Origin of the sequence: Marinobacterium aestuariivivens, from assembly GCF_042661465.1 — a bacterium.
Taxonomy (GTDB): Bacteria; Pseudomonadota; Gammaproteobacteria; order Pseudomonadales; family Balneatricaceae; genus Marinobacterium_A; species Marinobacterium_A aestuariivivens.
The window spans coordinates 3,493,636-3,506,619 of record NZ_JBHSWE010000001.1; the positions used below are offsets into that span (position 1 = coordinate 3,493,636).

The following is a 12,984-nucleotide window of genomic DNA, read 5'->3' on the forward strand; positions in this document are numbered from 1 at the left end:
GAAATTCTCCATTTTCTCGTCATCGGGCGGCAATCGTTCAATTCGGCAGGTCGACCGCCACGCGGAAACCCCAGCTCGAACGGCGGGCCCCCGGCGGGTGCCGGTAGCGGCTCGATGATCTCACCAGCCGGCCGATGTCGAACCAGGAGCCGCCACGCATCACCCGAAACTCGCAGGTGGCGGCGGTACGGGACGAACCGTCGTCCGGCGCACCTTCGTAAGTATCGGCATAACAGTCCTGGACCCATTCATCGACATTGCCGTTGAGATCGTGCAGGCCCCAGGGTTGGCGCTCAGGCTTGCGGCCGGCGCCGGCTGGCGACCGTCCCATTCGCTGCCGCATTCGTCACAGACCGCATTGCCGCTGCCAAGTTCAGTGCCCCACCACCAGGGCGTCCCGGTGCCGGCGCGGGCGGCATACTCCCATTCCGCTTCCGTGGGCAGGCGATAGGGCTGACCGGATTCGGCCGCCAGCCAGCGGGCATAGGCCCGGGCATCCTCCCAACTGACGTTGACGACCGGTATGGCGCCGCGGCCCCAGCCATTGTCGTCGGGCCGGGCGCGGCCGGTGGCGTCGGCAAAGCGGTCGTATTGCTCGAAGGTCACCTCGTGACGGGCCAGTGCAACTCCGTATTCGATCCTGACCCGGTGCACCGGGCGTTCGTTATCGTCGCTCAGTTTCGAGTCGGAGCCCATCAGGAAACTGCCGCGGGGCAGCGGTACCATCTCAGGGCCGAAGCCGCCACTGTCGAGTTCATCGCGAAAGGCGCCGGCCGCTTTGTCGACTCTGGTCGTCGCGTCCGCGCTGGATGCGGCGGCACTGACGGTCGCAGGCGCGGCATCGGTTTCGGCTTTGTGATGGACGGGAAGCGCGGTCAGCCCCGCGCTGGCGGCGGCCAGGCCGGGAAGAGCGGTATCGGCTCCGCTGGGGGACGATTGCAGAGCCTGCAGCGCGGTTTGTACGTCGGCGCCCTGCCGGGCGACCTCGAGCAGCTGCTCCCGGGTGCTGTCGAGCTGGCGCTGGCTGGCCCAGAGTCCCAGCCAGAAGCCCAGTGCCAGTCCGCCGAAAAACAGGCCTGCATAGACCGCGAGCCTCGGATTGAACCAGGCCGGCATTTGTAGCGCGCCGGCGCCGGCAGCCGTATCGGTTGTCGCTGCCGGGGTCAGGCGCTTGAGCCAGGATGCCAGACGCCGGCGCAGCGGCGCGGACGGTTGCGACTCGGTGAGATTGCTGTCTTCGGGGAGGAGTTCGGCTGGGGGTTCGGGGGCGGGCCTGGCCGGCGGTTTCGGCGCCTTGGGATCGAACAGCTGCCGGACCCAGGCCGCCGTGCCCGCTGTGCGCGGTACGTCCTCTGCGGCCAGTGCCTCCTGCAGCAGCGACCACTGGTCGGGACTGATCCTGGACGGTCGAGACAGCTTGGCAGGGTCGCGTTCCTGGCCGGCCGACGGCCAGGGCAGGGCGCCGCTCAACAGCTCAAAGGCGATCACCGCCAGGGCGTGGCGGTCGATGGCGGCGCCGGTCGCTGTCTCCGACTGATAGAGTCCTGGTGCGAGGGCGTTCGGGTTGAGCATGCCCGCGGCCGACTCGACGCAGGCGGCGGTGGCGAAGCCGAACAGCTTGACGCCACCCTGGCGGTTGATGAAGACCTGGTCCGGTGTCAGGGCGCCATGGGGCAGGCGCAGCTTGCCAAAACCGGCATCGAGGGCCAGTGCCAGCTGTCCCAGCAGGGCTCGTTTCTGTGCGCTCGGCAGCTTGCGGCCGCGGCCCTTGTCCAGCAGTCCGGTGAGGGTCAGGCCATCGAGCGCTTCGTGGGCGCTGAACAGCAGGCCGCTGCGGTCGAGGAAGTAGCCGTAACTGGCGACGATGTGATCGTGGGACAGGGACTTGCATAGCGTCAGCTGCTTCTTGAAGGCATTGACGAAGCGGCTGTTGCGCAACAGCGGCGGATTCAGGATCAGCAGGCTGACCGTCGCCTGAGGCGTGGTGCTAAGGTCACGCGCAAGCCATATGACGCCGAACAGGTGTTCGCCGAGGGCTTCGCCGAGGCGGAAGCGGTGGTGTTCCGGGCCGAGAATCAGGCCGCTGGCGAGAGACGGGTACTGCTTGTCCGTAGGCGTTTCCATCGCGGGCCTTGTACAGAGTCGTTACAGGTTACGCGTGACGCGTCACCTGTCCGAGCGAGTCGCTTGTCTTTTACGCGTAACCCGTAACTTTCGGTCAAACGGCCGAGGTGTCCAGCGGCGCGAAGCTCTTGACCAGTTCGTCGACGGCCTTCATCTGGGCGAGATAGGGCTCGAGCTTGGCCAGCGGCAGGGCACAGGGACCGTCGCACTTGGCCTTCTCGGGCTCGGGGTGAGCTTCGAGGAAGAGGCCGGCAATGCCCTGGGAGAGACCGGCGCGGGACAGCTGCGCGACCATCGCGCGACGACCGTCGGCGGAGTCTGACCGACCGCCCGGCATCTGCAGTGCATGGGTGGCATCGAACATCACCGGATAGCCGAACTCTTTCATGATGGTGAAGCCGAGCATATCGACGATCAGGTTGTTGTAACCGAAGCAGCTGCCGCGCTCGCACAGGATCAGGCGGTCGTTGCCGGCCTCCTCGCACTTGTGCAGGATATGCTTCATTTCGTGGGGCGCGAGGAACTGGGCTTTCTTGATATTGATCGCGGCATCGGTCCCGGCCATGGCGCTGACCAGGTCGGTCTGACGCGACAGAAAGGCCGGCAGCTGTATGATGTCGCACACTTCGGCGGCCGGTGCGGCCTGATAGGGCTCATGGACATCGCTGATGATCGGTACGTTGAAGGTGTTCTTCACCTCTTCGAGAATCTTCAGGCCTTCGTCGAGGCCCGGACCGCGGAAGGAGCTCAGCGACGAACGGTTGGCCTTGTCGAAGGAGGCCTTGAAGACATAGGGAATACCCAGCTTGCCGGTGACTTCGACATAGTGCTCGGCGATCTGGAGGGCCAGGTCGCGGGATTCGAGTACGTTCATGCCTCCGAACAGCACCATGGGCTTGTCGTTGGCGATCTCGATGTTGCCAACCTGTACGACTTTCTGCTGCATCTTTTCCTACCGTTAGCGGGTGTCTTGGAGAGCGGGCTGCGCCGTCACCCGGCGCCGGACCGCCTTGGCGGCGGGGACCCGGTCGAATGGCCCCGATTATAGGTCATTCGCCGGGAAAAGTGCGGCGTATTTGGCGATCCACTCCAGCGCCGCCTCGTCTTCACTGAGCAGCCGGCCCTGCTCTTCCCGCATGCGCAGGCGATAGCGGCGGATATGGCAGACCTGTTCGAACATCCGCATGCGCATCGCGTGCTCGCCGTTGGCAAAGAGGATGCCGAGTTCGTAACCGCCCCGCCCGGGATGGCACCAGTCGATACGGCCGGTGATATTCGGGCAGTAGATCATGCCATGGGCGCTGATACTGACCTGCTGTCCGCACTCGAGCTGGGCGAGGGATCTGCAGACAAGGCCCAGGGGCATGGCTGTTGCGTCAGGGGCGAGAGGACGTTCGACGACTTCCAGGTCGAGCGGGATCTCGTCCGGGTGCCGGATAAAGAGTTGCAGGTTGCTCATGACAACCTCCGCAGTCCAGAAAAACTTGGACGTCGGTGAATGAATCGGGGGTGCTGGATCAGACCTCGGTTCATTCACCGGCTCCCTTGGAAATCGGAAATTCGAGTCCCGTTGCATTTCTGGGTTTTGAGCCTCGAAAAGGCCCGCTATGGCTCGTTTCCCGTTTCCATACCTACAGTATATCGGCCGAGGTGAAAGTAACCTGAACAGAAGGGATCAAATTTTTTCGGCTCTTTCCGGTTTGTATCAGCGGCAACTGATAGCCGGGGGGATGCTGTACCGATAACTGAACACTCAGAGGGTCAGCAGGAGTTCGCCGGCCATCCAGCTGGCGGCCAGTACGGCCAGGAAGCAGCCGTGGGCATACCAGCGATAATGGCGCGACAGCTTTTCCTCGTCATGGGTCGAGAGCAGATAGGGCTGATCGCTCTCGTCGGGGCAGTTGAGGATATGCATCGTCGGCAACGCATGCAGCTGACGCTGCTGCTGCCGGGCCTGGCGCTGTGCTTCGGTCTGGACGCGCTGCCATTCATCCGTGTCCAGCTGGCCGTTGCCGTCGCTGTCGAAACGTGCGAGCAGATCGTCATAGCGGGTCTTCCAGCGCCGGATCAGTTCGCCGGCGGTGCTGTCCCGATCGAGCTGGTCGCGGCCGCCACCGACGCTCTGAAAGCGCCCCAGGGCATAAAGGGTTTCATACTCGAGGATCAGCTCCTCCAGATAGCGATAGCGCCGGCCGAAACTCAGGGAGATATTCAACAGCGAGCCACTGCGGGCGGGACGGGCGCCGGGCATCGGCGTGCTGCCGTACCAGCGACGCCGGCTCTCGGCCCGGATCCGGGCGCCCTCGGGATCGATCTGGCAGATGCCGCTGCCGTCGTCGAGCTGGAACCACTGGCTCGAGGTGCCCTCTTTTTCGGTCACCCAGCGGCGGTTCTTGCCGCTGCCTTTCTCGCGCTCGACCCGGTAGTGGTACCAGAGGCATTCGTTGCCGGTGAGCGGCGAGCGCACCGGACCCTCGGGACCCGGCAATGCCTGGCCGACCAGTTCGACATAGCCCTGGTGGGCCGAGCGCACCCGGGCTGTCGGGGTATCGGCGATCAGGCGGTAGCGCCGCAGCTGGCGGAATCCATACCAGGTTCCGGCGGCGACGATGCCGGCGCAAAGCAGCAGAAACAGCAGGCGCTCATGGTACTCGAGGCCGGTGACGTCTATCAGCATCAGCCGAACAGTGCCCTGATATCCACGTCGGCCTTCTGCTCCTCTTCGAACTCCAGCAGGTCCGCGGCCCTGAAGCCGAACCTGCCGGCGACCAGGTTGTCGGGGAACTGTTCGATGCGGATATTGTTGAGGTTGACCGACTCGTTGTAGAACTCGCGCCGGTCGGCGATCGCGGTTTCGAGGCCGGTGATGCGCGACTGCAGGTGTTGAAAGGACTCGTTGGCCTTGAGGTCGGGGTAGGCTTCGGCGACGGCGAAGAGGTTGCCGAGGCCGAAACGCAGCTGGGTTTCGGCCTTGCCGAGCGCCTTCACATCCTGGGCTTCACGGGCTTCGGAGACCGAACTGCGGGCCCGCATCACGGCCTCGAGGGTTTGCTGCTCGTAGCCCATGTACTGCTTGCAGGTCTCGACCAGCTTGGGCAGTTCGTCGTGACGCTGCTTGAGCAGCACGTCGATATTGGCCCAGGCCTTGGATACGTTGTGCTTGAGGCGCACCAGGTTGTTGTACAGCGTGATGCCGTACAACAGCAGCAGTACCAGTGCGGCCAGTACGATCAGGGTAACGGGGTCCATGGCGGTCGTCCTTGGCGTTCTTTTTCCGAACTATAGCGTAATGGAAGCAGGTGAGTCGCCAGGAATGGTGCGGTGCGCTCCGCTTACCGGCACCCTACGGCCTGTGGGAGCCCGGTCTCCGGGCGAACAGACCTGGCACCGGGGTTGTTCGCCCACAGAGTGGGCTCCCACATTCGGCTTACCGCTTGTTAAATATTCCCGCCGCCCATCAATTCGACGACCACGGTCTTGATGACGAAGGCGAAGAGGCCCATGCCGAGGACGACGAACAGCATGGCGGTGCCGAACTTGCCGGCCTTCGACTTTTTCGCCAGGTCGTAAATGATGAAAAACACGAAGGCCGCGAACATGGCGAGGCCAATGTTCAGGGCGATGGATTCCATTTCAGCCAGACGCATGCAGGGCTCCTCTGAAAAAGGGATAAAAAGAAGAGGGGAAAAATTGGTCGGCAATTGTACAGCAATGCTGCCCGCCAAAGAACCGGTGTTTTGTAGGTGTATTTTTTCTGCATGATTGTGCTTCGCGGCGGTGTCTGCCGGCCCTGAACGCAACGGCCGGCTGATGGTTCAGGTTGGTGCGTTGCGCCAATAGGGGCGCGGCCTGCACCCTGAGGGCGCATTCCGGCAGGCCAGGGTCGCACCTGGACAGCTCCTGTCAGCCTGGAGGCGCCGAGAGAAAGGGCTCCGGCGCCATTCGGCGACAGTTGGCACCCCTTTGCAGAATTCCCGTCGCAGAAAAACCTCTGCAAAAAGTACTGCGCATGTTTCTGACTGATGCACTTAATCGAAGAAGGGGTGACTGTTGATGAATACCGGTAAATCAAAGTCCAGGCTGCTGTTCGGTTCGATGTCCGCGCTGGCGCTGTCGGTCTCGATGAATGTGGCAGTGGCGGCGGAAGACACCATCAAGGTCGGCGTCCTGCATTCGCTCTCCGGCACCATGGCGATCAGCGAAACCACGCTGAAGGACACCATGCTGATGCTGATCGAGGAGCAGAACAGGAAAGGCGGTCTGCTGGGGAGGAAGCTGGAGCCGGTGGTGGTGGATCCGGCCTCGAACTGGCCGCTGTTCGCCGAGAAAGCCCGCGAGCTGGTGGAGAAAAACGGCGTTGATGCGGTGTTCGGCTGCTGGACCTCGGTATCCCGCAAATCGGTATTGCCGGTGTTCGAGGAGCTGAACAGCCTGCTGTTCTATCCGGTGCAGTACGAGGGCGAAGAGTCGTCGAAAAACGTCTTCTACACCGGTGCCGCGCCCAACCAGCAGGCCGTGCCGGCCGTCGACTACCTGATGAACGACCTCGGTGTCGAACGCTGGGTGCTGGCCGGTACCGACTATGTCTATCCGCGCACCACCAACAAGATCCTCGAAGCCTACCTGAAAGCCAAAGGCGTGGCGGCCGAGGACATCATGATCAACTACACGCCCTTCGGACACTCCGACTGGCAGTCGATCGTCTCGGACATCAAGAAATTCGGTTCCGAGGGCAAGAAGACCGCCGTCGTCTCGACGATCAACGGTGACGCCAATGTGCCCTTCTACAAGGAGCTGGGCGCCCAGGGCGTCTCGGCCGGCGATATTCCGGTGGTGGCCTTCTCGGTGGGCGAAGAGGAGCTCTCCGGCATCGACACCGCGCCGCTGGTCGGCCATCTCGCAGCCTGGAACTACTTCATGAGCGTCGATTCAGAGGCCAACGACGGCTTTATCGACAGCTGGCACAGCTATATCAAGGACGACAAGCGCGTTTCCAACGATCCGATGGAGGCCCACTACATCGGCTTCAACATGTGGGTCGAGGCGGTCAAGAAGGCCGGCACCACCGATCCGGCCGCGGTGCAGGATGCCATTGTCGGTGTCTCGGTGCCGAACCTCACCGGCGGTTACTCCACCATGATGCCGAACCATCATATCACCAAGCCCGTGCTGATCGGCGAAATCCAGGATGACGGTCAGTTCGAGGTGGTCTGGGAAACCTCCGGCACCGTGGCCGGCGATGCCTGGTCCGACTATCTGGAAGGCTCGAAGGACATTATCTCCGACTGGCGGGCACCGCTGTCATGCGGCAACTACAACACCAGGACCGGCAAGTGCTCGGGTCAGAACTTCTGATCTGACAGGGCAGGGACAGATCTGTCCCTGCCAGCACCGACTCTGTGCCGGCACGCCGCTGTGCCGGTGTCCGATCTGAGACACCTGTTGGAGAACCCATGCCCATGGCCCGGCTGCTGCCCTTTTTCGCGCTCTGGATGCTGATCACCGTGCTGCTTGCTCTGTCGATGGAGAGCCGGGCTGCCACGGACGATACGCTGCAGGAGGCGAGTGCGTTACTGGTGCAGAAATTCGACGCGCGCGCACAGGCAGTCAGTCTGTTGGTGGAGCGCAATCATCCCCGTACCCGCGAGATCCTGCGTCTGCTGCAGCAGGGCGAGCTGTACTATCGCAAGCGCGACGATCGCCTGTTCGTGATCGGGAATCACGAGACCGGCGCTCCGGCCGTCGATCTGCTGGACGGGAGCCGTATCGACATCGGGAAAACCCGCGACTTCAAGCGGGTGACGCTGAACAACCAGATGCGTGGCCAGATCAGCCAGGCGCTGGCGGAGCTCGGCCTCAAATCGGAGGACCCGCAACGCCGGGCTTCGGCGGTGCGCGAACTGCTCGGCGCCCTGGATGACGAGACGGTGGCGGTGCTGCGCAACCGCATCGCCAGCGAGCCGGTCACGGAGGTGCGGGATCTGATGACGCTGGCGCTGGCTATCCGGGATCTTGGCCAGGAGACGAGGCGGCCCGGCTGTTGGCGGTCGAGCGCCTCGAGGGCTCGCTCGAACCGCCGGTGCGCAATGCGCTGAGCGCGCTGCTGGCCTCGGATGTCAGTGCCCCGCTCAGGCAGCGGGCGCAGCTGGCGCTGAACGGCATCGACGAAAAGGTGCGCTACTACGGCATGCTCGAAACGCTCTACTTCGGCATCAGCCTCGGGTCGGTACTGGTACTGGCCGGTATCGGTCTGGCGATCACTTTCGGTGTCATGGGCGTGATCAACATGGCCCACGGCGAGCTGATCATGCTCGGTGCCTACACCACCTACGTGATCCAGCAACTGATGCCCAATCATATCGGGGCTTCCATTCTGGTGGCGATACCGGCGGCCTTCCTGGTGTCGGCCCTGGTCGGCATCGCCATCGAGCGCGGCGTGATCCGCTTCCTCTATGGCCGCCCGCTGGAAACGCTGCTGGCGACCTTCGGCATCAGCCTGATACTGCAGCAGGCGGTGCGCTCGATCTTCTCGCCGCTGAACCGTTCGGTGGCGACACCCGACTGGATGAGCGGTCTGGTCGAGATCAATCCGGTGTTTTCGCTGACCCTGAGCCGGCTCTACATCATCCTGTTCTGCCTGCTGGTCTTCCTCGCCCTGGTGCTGGTGCTCAAGCGTACGTCGCTGGGCCTGCAGGTTCGCGCCGTGTCCCAGAACCGGGCCATGGCCCGGGCGATGGGGGTGCGTTCGAAGTGGGTCGATGCAATGACTTTCGGTCTCGGCTCCGGCGTGGCGGGCGTCGCCGGTGTGGCGCTGTCGCAACTGACCAACGTCGGTCCGAACCTCGGCCAGGCCTATATCATCGATTCCTTCATGGTGGTGGTGTTCGGCGGTGTCGGCAATCTCTGGGGCACCCTGGTCGCGGGCCTCAGCCTCGGCGTCGCCAACAAGGTGCTGGAGCCCTGGGCCGGCGCGGTGCTGGCCAAGATCCTGGTGCTGGTGTTCATCATCCTGTTCATTCAGAAGCGCCCGCGCGGGTTATTTCCGCAGCGTGGTCGTGCGGCGGAGGGCTGAGCCATGCTGTTGGGCGTAGCGAGAAATGTGACGGGCGCGGCCTGTTTCCCCATCAACGGCGGTCGTGCGGCGGAGGGCTGAAGCATGCTGTCACTGAAAGCGCTCAAGGAAGACCGCGGCGGCCAGGTACTGCTGGGCGTGCTGCTGGCACTGACGATCCTGGTGCCGTTGCTGAATCTGGTGGTACCCGAAGGGCATCCGCTGCACGTGCCGACCTATACCGTCACCCTGATGGGCAAGTACCTGACGCTGGCGCTGCTGGCGGTGGCGGTCGACCTGGTCTGGGGCTATCTCGGCATCCTGACCCTGGGACATGCGGCCTTTTTCGCCCTCGGCGGCTATGCCATGGGCATGTACCTGATGCGCCAGATCGGCGACCGCGGCGTCTACGGCAATCCGCAGCTGCCGGATTTCATGGTATTCCTGAACTGGGACGCACTGCCCTGGTTCTGGCACGGCTTCGATCAGTTCTGGTTCGCCGCGCTGATGGTGCTGCTGGTGCCCGGCCTGCTGGCATTCGTCTTCGGCGCCCTGGCGTTCCGTTCGCGGGTCTCCGGCGTCTACCTGTCGATCATCACCCAGGCCCTGACCTATGCGCTGATGCTGGCCTTCTACCGCAACGAAATGGGTTTTGGCGGCAACAACGGCCTGACCGACTTCAAGGACCTGCTCGGCTTCGACCTCCAGGCCGACAGCACCCGCATCGGACTCTTCGTGGCCTCGGCGCTGGCGCTGATGCTCGGCTACCTGCTGTGCCGCGTGCTGATGGCGGGCCGGCTCGGACGGGTCTGCGTCGCGGTGCGCGATGCCGAGTCGCGGGCGCGCTTTCTCGGCTACCGGGTCGAGAACGTCAAGCTCGGGGTCTTCACCGTCTCGGCGATGCTGGCCGGTATCGCCGGCGCCCTCTACGTGCCTCAGGTCGGCATCATCAATCCCAACGAGTTCTCGCCGCTGAACTCCATCGAGGTGGTGGTCTGGGTCGCCGTCGGTGGTCGCGCCACCCTCTACGGCGCCGTGGTCGGGGCCCTGGTGATCAACTATGCCAAAACGTACCTGACCGCCGAGTTGCCGGAAGTCTGGCTGTTCGCCCTCGGCGGACTCTTCGTGATGGTGACGCTGCTGTTGCCGCAGGGGCTCACCGGATTTTGCGGCGCAAGGAGGCCCGCGCATGACCGTTGCCAGCATTTTCGAGCAGATGCTCGACCGTGATCATGTCTATCCGTTCATGCAGCGGTCGCAGCCGCACCGGGTGGACGTCAGCCACCAGGTGCTGCTGTACCTGGAAGGCATCTCGGTCAGCTTCGACGGTTTCCGGGCGATCGACGACCTGAACCTCTATATCAACGACGGCGAGCTGCGCTGCATCATCGGACCCAACGGTGCCGGCAAGACCACGATGATGGATATCATCACCGGCAAGACCCGCCCCGACAGCGGTTCGGCCTGGTTCGGTCAGAGCATCAACCTGCTCGAACTCGACGAGCCGGCGATCGCCCAGGCCGGCATCGGCCGCAAGTTCCAGAAACCGACGGTGTTCGAGTTTCTCAGCGTCGCGGAAAACCTGGAGCTGGCGATGGATGACGACCGAAAACTCTGGACCCTCCTGCGGGCGAAACTCAGCGGCGAGCAGCGCGACCATCTCGACAGCGTGCTGGAGATGATCGGCCTCGGGGAGCAGGCGGCGCTGCGGGCCGGCAGCCTGTCCCACGGCCAGAAGCAGTGGCTCGAGATCGGCATGCTGCTGATGCAGCGCCCGCGCCTGCTGCTGGTGGACGAGCCGGTCGCCGGCATGACCCATCAGGAGATGGACCGCACCGCCGAGCTGCTGATTTCACTCGCCGGCCGCCACTCGGTGGTGGTGGTCGAGCACGACATGGATTTCGTCCGCAACCTGGCCGCAGGCGGGCGCACCGTCACGGTACTGCACCAGGGGTCGGTGCTGGCGGAGGGCACCATGGATCAGGTGCAGAATGACCGGAAGGTCGTCGAAGTCTACCTGGGGAATGAGATGCTGAAGGTAAGCGGGCTCAATCAGTTCTACGGCGAGAGCCATACCCTCTGGGATATTGATCTCGAGGTGCCCGAAGGGGAGTGCACGGTGATGATGGGGCGAAATGGCGTCGGCAAGACCACCTTGTTGCAGTGCATCATGGGGCATCAGGCGGTGCGCAGCGGCACCATCGAGCTGGGGGGAGCGATTTGCTGGCCCGTTCGGTGGAGCAGCGCCCGCGGCTCGGGATCGGCTATGTGCCCCAGGGGCGGCAGATCTTTCCGCTGCTGACGGTCGAGGAAAACCTGCAGATCGGCCTGCCGGTGCGCAAAAGAGGCGACCGCAGGGTGCCCGACTATATCTTCGAGCTGTTCCCGGTGCTCAGGCAGATGCTCAACCGGCGCGGCGGGGATCTCTCCGGTGGTCAGCAGCAGCAGCTGGCGATCGGCCGGGCACTGGTGGTGGATCCGAAGCTGCTGATCCTCGACGAGCCGACCGAGGGCATTCAGCCCAACGTGGTACAGGAGATCGGCGATATCATCCGCCACCTGAACCGCGAGATCGGCCTGACGGTGCTGCTGGTCGAGCAGAAACTGCCGTTCGCGCGCAAGGTCGCCGACCGCTTCTGCATCCTCGACCGCGGCCGCAGCGTCGCCACCGGCGCGATGGACCAGCTCGACGATGGCCTGATCCGGCAGTATCTTACGGTTTAAGAGAAAGCGGCAAGCGACAAGCTACGAGCGGCAGGTGACCCTGAGACCACGTAGGAGCCGCGCCCCGCGGCGAACAGGGCCGGCACGGTGCTAACCCCGTTCGCTCCGGGGCGGCGCTCCTACGAGCGGGGCCGGTGGTTGCTATCACCCGCTACGCTTTCAATTTGGAGCTTATCCCATGAATATGGCTATACCTGAATCCCGCGGCTGGCAGGCGCGGCTGGAGCTGGGCTTCGAGCCCAGGCCCGGCCGGACGCGGCTGGTGCATCGCAGCCAGCGCGGACCGCTGGCGGTGCAGCGCCCCTTTTATCCCGAGACAGGCGTCTGTCACTGCTACCTGCTGCACCCGCCCGGCGGGGTGGTGGGCGGCGATGAACTGGAGATCGAGGTGCGGGTCGCGGCGGGTGCCCGGGCGTTGATCACGACGCCGGGGGCGACCAAGTTCTACCGCTCGGCCGGATTGACGGCCTTGCAGACGCAGCTCCTGCGAGTCGAAGCCGGAGCATCGCTCGAGTGGCTGCCGCAGGAGGCGATCTATTTCCCCGGCGCACGGGCCCGGTTGCGCAGTCGCATCGAGATCGACGAGGGTGGCCAGTTTCTCGGTTGGGAGCTGCACTGCCTGGGGCGGCCGGCCAACGGCGAGCGGTTCGATCAGGGTGCCGTCGACAGCCTGGCCGAGTTCTGGCTGGACGGGCAACGGGTGCTGCTCGACCGTCTGCAGGTGCTCGGCGATGATCAGTACCGGGCCGCTGCCGGTCTGCGCGGCCATGCGATGGCGGCTTCGCTGTATGCGGTCGGCGCCGACCAGACGATGCTCGATGCCGTGCAGCAGTTGATCGACGAGCGATTTGCACAACTGCCGGTCGGCGCAACCCTGGTCGATGGCGTGCTGGCGGTGCGAATGCTGGGGCAGAGTACCGAAGGTGTCCAGGCGGCACTGGTACCCGTATGGGGTCTGTTGCGTCAGGCGCTGCTTGGACTCGAGCCCTGCCCGCCACGGATCTGGGCCACCTGAAAAAAGACGGCAATCGGCTGCGACTTTGGTCTACACTCGGCTGTTCATCCTCGTTGCTCGGGAGCGCAGC

General features: G+C 64.0%; 10 protein-coding genes and 3 pseudogenes. 7 read left to right on the forward strand and 6 right to left on the reverse strand.

All coding sequences use genetic code 11. The features are described from left to right. Positions 1-37: 37 nt before the first annotated feature. The 6 genes and pseudogenes from ACFQDL_RS18225 to ACFQDL_RS18250 form a co-directional block, all read right to left on the reverse strand. A pseudogene (locus ACFQDL_RS18225) lies at positions 38-2,124 on the reverse strand (SUMF1/EgtB/PvdO family nonheme iron enzyme). A gap of 94 nt (positions 2,125-2,218) precedes the next feature. Beyond that, positions 2,219-3,070, reverse strand: a complete 852-nt coding sequence (gene kdsA, locus ACFQDL_RS18230) for a 3-deoxy-8-phosphooctulonate synthase (RefSeq protein WP_379910273.1) — start codon at positions 3,068-3,070, stop codon at positions 2,219-2,221. Positions 3,071-3,166: 96 nt separating this feature from the next. Next, entirely contained in the window at positions 3,167-3,583 is a 417-nt protein-coding gene (locus ACFQDL_RS18235; protein ID WP_379910274.1) for a hypothetical protein, read from the reverse strand. A gap of 294 nt (positions 3,584-3,877) precedes the next feature. Next, the gene (locus tag ACFQDL_RS18240; RefSeq protein WP_379910275.1) at positions 3,878-4,801 is read right to left on the reverse strand and encodes a GIDE domain-containing protein; all 924 of its coding nucleotides are present in this window, start codon (positions 4,799-4,801) and stop codon (positions 3,878-3,880) included. Further along, positions 4,801-5,373 (reverse strand): LemA family protein, encoded by a 573-nt coding sequence (locus ACFQDL_RS18245; protein WP_379910276.1) that lies wholly within the window; start codon positions 5,371-5,373, stop codon positions 4,801-4,803. Before ACFQDL_RS18245 ends, ACFQDL_RS18240 begins: the two co-directional genes overlap by 1 nt. A gap of 188 nt (positions 5,374-5,561) precedes the next feature. Then, positions 5,562-5,771, reverse strand: a complete 210-nt coding sequence (locus ACFQDL_RS18250; protein ID WP_379910277.1) for a DUF2788 domain-containing protein — start codon at positions 5,769-5,771, stop codon at positions 5,562-5,564. A 448-nt stretch (positions 5,772-6,219) separates the two neighbouring features. Here ACFQDL_RS18250 and urtA point away from each other — a divergent pair, with 448 nt between their 5' ends. The 7 genes and pseudogenes from urtA (at position 6,220) to ACFQDL_RS18285 (ending at position 12,914) form a co-directional block, all read left to right on the forward strand. Then, on the forward strand, positions 6,220-7,479 hold the full coding sequence (gene urtA / locus ACFQDL_RS18255) for an urea ABC transporter substrate-binding protein (RefSeq protein WP_379913158.1): 1,260 nt from the start codon (positions 6,220-6,222) through the stop codon (positions 7,477-7,479). A gap of 98 nt (positions 7,480-7,577) precedes the next feature. Then, positions 7,578-8,219, forward strand: a complete 642-nt coding sequence (locus ACFQDL_RS18260; protein WP_379910278.1) for a hypothetical protein — start codon at positions 7,578-7,580, stop codon at positions 8,217-8,219. After that, positions 8,165-9,196, forward strand: coding sequence for an urea ABC transporter permease subunit UrtB (gene urtB, locus ACFQDL_RS18265; protein WP_379910279.1), 1,032 nt, complete (start codon positions 8,165-8,167; stop codon positions 9,194-9,196). The genes ACFQDL_RS18260 and urtB overlap by 55 nt, the downstream gene beginning before the upstream one ends. 84 nt (positions 9,197-9,280) lie before the next feature. Then, complete coding sequence (urtC, locus tag ACFQDL_RS18270) at positions 9,281-10,405, forward strand: urea ABC transporter permease subunit UrtC (protein ID WP_379910280.1); 1,125 nt, start codon at positions 9,281-9,283, stop codon at positions 10,403-10,405. Beyond that, positions 10,365-11,198: pseudogene (gene urtD / locus ACFQDL_RS18275) on the forward strand (urea ABC transporter ATP-binding protein UrtD); the annotation flags it as partial. The gene urtC and the pseudogene urtD, both read left to right, overlap by 41 nt. Positions 11,199-11,204: 6 nt before the next feature. Beyond that, positions 11,205-11,899: pseudogene (gene urtE / locus ACFQDL_RS18280) on the forward strand (urea ABC transporter ATP-binding subunit UrtE). A 178-nt stretch (positions 11,900-12,077) separates the two neighbouring features. Continuing rightward, the gene (locus ACFQDL_RS18285) at positions 12,078-12,914 is read left to right on the forward strand and encodes an urease accessory protein UreD (RefSeq protein WP_379910281.1); all 837 of its coding nucleotides are present in this window, start codon (positions 12,078-12,080) and stop codon (positions 12,912-12,914) included. Positions 12,915-12,984 lie beyond the last annotated feature (70 nt).